Origin of the sequence: Mesorhizobium sp. M7A.F.Ca.CA.004.04.2.1 (genome assembly GCF_004022825.1) — a bacterium.
GTDB lineage: Bacteria > Pseudomonadota > Alphaproteobacteria > Rhizobiales > Rhizobiaceae > Mesorhizobium.
Map to the genome: position 1 here is coordinate 1 of NZ_RZPH01000431.1, position 4,776 is coordinate 4,776.

Here is a 4,776-nt window from a genome sequence, read left to right on the forward strand (position 1 = left end):
ACATTGACGGTGCTGTTGACGGTGCGGTCCAGGCGAAGTTCCGCAATGCCGGCCAGACCTGCGTTTCCGCGAACCGCATTTACGTCCAATCGAGCGTTCACGATGAGTCCGCCGAGAAATTGTGGAGAAGGTCCGGCACTTATCAGTGGTCCGACGTCTACTCCCGGAGCTAAGCCGTCGCCAACCCAAGATCGAGTCCCACATCGCAGATGATAATTCGATGCGGGGCCGAACGATAAATATGCATGCTTTGGCCACCCCGAGGCAGGGCTCATTGAGATGATCCGACCGCCTTGGAACAAAGATGGGGTAGAGCAGATGAAGCGTTGGCAGCGTGTCTCCATTCGACGCGAGCGCTGAGGATGGGATCACGATCATTCGCATCACGCGCAGCCGCAAGGGCGATGCCATGGCTACTTTGGAATCGTTGAAGTGGTTTGAGCCGGACAGTCACAAATACACCCGTTACGCCGCGGCTCAGGAAACGGGGCGGCGTCCGGCGGTGGAGGTGCTCGCTGACTTAAAAAGGGTGCGGGCAGTCGTTGCGCTTGAGAGCGACGACATTTGGGATCCGGCACGGGGTGACCTGCTGCCAATCGGCAGTTAACAGGGTCCGACAAAAGTGTGCACAACATGCTGCTGAAGTGGCCTCCGGAAGCGCTACCGGAAGTTACGCGTCTTGAACTTGATAGGGTCGATATGGTCATACTGCATCGACGATGTCGCGCCCCTTCGGCATGCCGCGCGGATCGATGCCCGATCCGCCGTGATGAGCCTCGGCCCTCGGCCGTGCGGCAACGGAAACGGCGTCTTGCGGTTTCCCACGCTGGCCAGCCCGGCCGACAGATCGGTCAGCTCGTGGGCGACGAGGTGCACCACCTCCTCTTCCGTCGGATGCGTCCGCGGACGCCGAGCATGGCCGAAGCAAGAAGCACGCGCCGGAATTTCTCGCGAGATCTTGACCCAGACGACGACGTTTGCCGCACCCGTCTCATCCTCCAGAGGAACATGAAGCCTTTGGCCGAGCCCGGCCGCTGCCGGACCAGCACCAGGCCGGCGGCCTCGAGCCAGCTTCTGCCTCGCGCCTGCATAGCATCCTGACAGGTCACGGTGCGGCGCCGGTTAGGCGGCACGCCGATTTTGGCAACGCTAGCCTGTGAACTGAAGAATGAAGGTCGGACTTGCGGCACATCGATTAGGTTCAAATGATAAGTTGCTGCCCGGCGAGGTCGTTTCAGCGCATCTCGACTGGTGGGTCGGCAAGACAATGCGGAACGGAAATGATCGCAGGCGTAAAGGACGGCTTTCGGGGCCGGAAGCTTCAGGCCTGGAACCGGACCCCAGTTTGGCGCAAGCATCGTGGCCTCCGCCCGGTCAGGCATTCACCGGCTCGCGAAATGCCAATTGATTCTGCTTAACCGGGCATACCTAAACGGCCACTTGCGTTCCGATCTCGACCACACGTCCGGTCGGGATCTGGAAATACTCCGTCGCGTCGGCGGCCGTGCGCGCCAAGCCGATGAACAGCTTGTCCTGCCACACCGGCATGCCGGAGTTGGGTGACGCCTTGAGCGAGCGACGCGACAGGAAGAAGGACGTCGTCATGATGTCGAACTTCCAACCCTGCTTGCGGCAGATCGCCAGCGCACGCGGGATGTTAGGCTGTTCCATGTAGCCGAAGGTCAGTGTCACCCGCATGAACAGCTCATTGATTGTTTCCATCTTGATCCGCTCGCTGTCGGGCACCACGGGCTGCTGCGCCGTCACCACAGAGAGGATGACGTTCTGTTCGTGCAGCGCCTTGTAGTGCTTCAGGCTGTGCATCAACGCGGTCGGCGCACTGGCGGGATCGCTGGTCAGGAACACGGCCGTACCGGACACCAGCTGCGGTTTCTTCTTCAACAGATTGCCCGCAAGGAAATCGAGCGGAATCTGGTTCCTGCGCGTCTTGTCAAATAGATACCTGCTGCCTCTTATCCAAGTCCACATGGTCATCACGATCACTGCGGCAATGGCAAGCGAGGCCCAGCCGCCTTCGAATACCTTGACGATGTTAGCTGCAAAGAAGCCGGTATCGATGAAGACGAACACCGCCATTAAGGCTATCGCGACGCCGAGCGGCCATTTCCAGATGCGCGTCATCACAACAAAAAGCAGTATGTTCGTCACCAGCATATTGCCGGTCACCGAAATACCGTAGGCCGAGGCCAGCCGGCTGGATTCGCCGAAGCCGACCACCAGCAGCATCACCACCAGCGCCAGCATCAGGTTGATGCGCGGCAGATAGATCTGGCCCGACTGTTTTTCCGACGTGTGCTGGATGACGAAACGCGGCAGCATGTTGAGCTGTACCGCTTGCCTGGTCAGCGAAAAGGCGCCGGAGATCACCGCCTGGCAGGCGATCACGGTCGCCGCCGTGGCAAGCACGACCATCGGAATAAGCGTCCAGCCCTGGTTCATCTCGAAGAACGGATGACCGACAACGCCGCCATTTGCCAGCACGAAGGCGCCTTGCCCGACATAATTGAGCAACAGACAAGGGAACACGATCGCCAGCCAGGCGAGCACGATCGGCTTGCGGCCGAAATGGCCGAGGTCGGCGTAGAGCGCCTCGGCTCCGGTGACGGCGAGGAAGACTGCACCAACCGTAACGAAGGCGACGTCAGGCGAGTTGACCAGGAACGACACGATGTAATGCGGGCTGATTGCCAGCAGGATTTCCGGGTCGTCCATGATGTGGTTGAGCCCGGAAAGGCCGATGGCCAGGAACCACAGCGCGGTAACGGGTCCGAACACCAATCCTACGCCGCCGGTGCCAAACCGCTGTACCGCAAACACGATCGCCAGGATGGCCAGTGTCAGCGGCACCACATAGGGCTGGAACGTCGGCGTGACGACATTCATACCTTCGACCGCCGACAGTACCGAGATTGCCGGCGTAATGACGGCGTCGCCAAAAAAAAGCGCCGCGCCGACGATGCCGATGCCGATGCCGATGCCGAGGATCACCGCAGAGCGGGTCGGGAAACTGTTGCGCGCCAGCGCCATAAGCGACAGCACTCCGCCCTCGCCTCGATTGTCGGCGCGGAGCACGAACATGATGTATTTGATCGTCACGGTGATCGTCAGGGACCAGATGATCAGCGAGAGTACGCCGAGGATGTCGCCACGGCTGGCGACGTTGCCACCCGCTGATGCATGCAACGCCTCGCGAAATGCATAGATCGGGCGGGTGCCTATATCGCCATAAACGACACCTAGTGCGCCCAACATCAGCGCCTTGGTGCTGTGCTGCTCGACCTCAGAATGGCTCGATTGTTCGACAGGTTCTGCCTCGTTACCAGCATTGGTAAGGGCCATGGACGACACTCCGATAAGCGCGGGGTGCTCTACGCTTGCTGCACTGCAATATCAAGTTCCGTCACGTAATGTCTGCCGTCTCGCCTGTCGTTGCTCGCCTTGGTAGACTCGCCAGCCCGCAGCCCTACCGAGCAGCAATAGCGCCCCGGCAGAACCCTCAATCGCCCAGATCAATGAATGGTTATCGCCCACATTGCCCCCCCGCGATGCGGCCGATGGCGACCAGGGTGTCGTGGGCGCACAAGGATGGCGCTTTCCTGATGACGCCGTGCTCCAGGTGTGATCGCACCGTTGCTGCGCAAGCCATTTACTTGCTCGTCCCAGCGAGGACCGTGGCCAACTGGAACGCAGGGCCACGCCGCTCACCGGCCGCACTTTGCGGCGCAGATAACGATTCGATCTCCCCGGCGAGATTCTGGTTGAAGAAGCCACCAAGCTTCTCGAAGGACACACGGTCGTAATATCGACATGCCAGTATCCGCAACCCAGAAAAAGCTCCTTCGGCTCCGCTGCGCGCGCCACGAACAACCCGATCTTCTCTGCGAAAGAGGACGCCGTAATCCCAGGTTGAAGCCAAACCGGGGGGCGGCCGTGACGTATGCTACACAGGCGAAGGGCTAGGAGGCGGGTTCGGTGAGGAACGGCATTGATGTCCACGCCGTCTCCTGGAAAGACAGAGGAATGCGGTGTCACCGCCTGGCGCCGGAGGTTGATCCGGTGATTAGGAGGAGCACTCGTTGTCGGATTCTCGACGATGTCGGACATCTGACACAACGCTGCCAGAGCGATCGCATTGTTCCGAAACGATTTTCCCAGTTGGCACGTGAATTGCGGTCCTATGCGCAAAAGCACTGCGATGCCGCACCGACTGGAAGAACTCATCAATGATCACGCTTTTCGAACATGTCGGCGCCGCTACCAACACTAAGCGTTCCCGATCAAACGGAAGCCTCTATCCCTTCTTTCTGAAGGCTGTCCGGACATGAACGCATTTGATGTCCGTCCAACGCTGGATGCTCCCGACGACGATCTCTATCTTTGGCTTGAAGATGTGGAAGGCGAGCGGGCACTTGCCTGGGCCGCCGGCCAGTCGGCAAAGACCCTGAAGCACTTCAGTGGAACGCAGTTCGAGCGCGACCGCGCGACTCTGAAGGCAGGCCTGTTCCCTAAGCGGCGTCGCATCTCCCCCGGCCGAGTCGCATGGCTTGAATCCGATATCAGGGCTTGGATGGAAACTAGATCTGAGAGCCGCACCGCATGAATGTAGCCTCCCAATATCTTCTCCCGTCTGTGGCGCATCACGAAGCCGGGCACGCGGTGGCCGCCATCGTTTTGCACCGTCAGATGTTCGACGACGACCGTGAACTCCCTGCTTTCTCAAGTGTTAGTATTTACCCCGACGCCGGTGACGGAGAG

General features: G+C 59.9%; 3 protein-coding genes and 2 pseudogenes. 3 read left to right on the plus strand and 2 right to left on the minus strand.

From position 1 onward, the window contains the following. Both EN893_RS19265 and EN893_RS19270 read left to right on the plus strand, forming a co-directional pair. A pseudogene (locus tag EN893_RS19265) lies at positions 1-119 on the plus strand (aldehyde dehydrogenase family protein); the annotation flags it as partial. A gap of 215 nt (positions 120-334) precedes the next feature. Beyond that, complete coding sequence (locus EN893_RS19270) at positions 335-607, plus strand: hypothetical protein (RefSeq protein ID WP_127266913.1); 273 nt, start codon at positions 335-337, stop codon at positions 605-607. Between the two features lie 53 nt (positions 608-660). Here EN893_RS19270 and EN893_RS19275 read toward each other — a convergent pair. Further along, positions 661-1,121, minus strand: a pseudogene (locus EN893_RS19275) (OB-fold nucleic acid binding domain-containing protein); the annotation flags it as partial. Positions 1,122-1,428: 307 nt separating this feature from the next. After that, the gene (locus tag EN893_RS19280; RefSeq protein WP_127266914.1) at positions 1,429-3,360 is read right to left on the minus strand and encodes a potassium transporter Kup; all 1,932 of its coding nucleotides are present in this window, start codon (positions 3,358-3,360) and stop codon (positions 1,429-1,431) included. 982 nt (positions 3,361-4,342) lie between these two features. Here EN893_RS19280 and EN893_RS39895 point away from each other — a divergent pair. Beyond that, positions 4,343-4,621, plus strand: a complete 279-nt coding sequence (locus tag EN893_RS39895) for an AlpA family phage regulatory protein (RefSeq protein WP_063169289.1) — start codon at positions 4,343-4,345, stop codon at positions 4,619-4,621. The last annotated feature ends 155 nt before the right edge of the window (positions 4,622-4,776 follow it).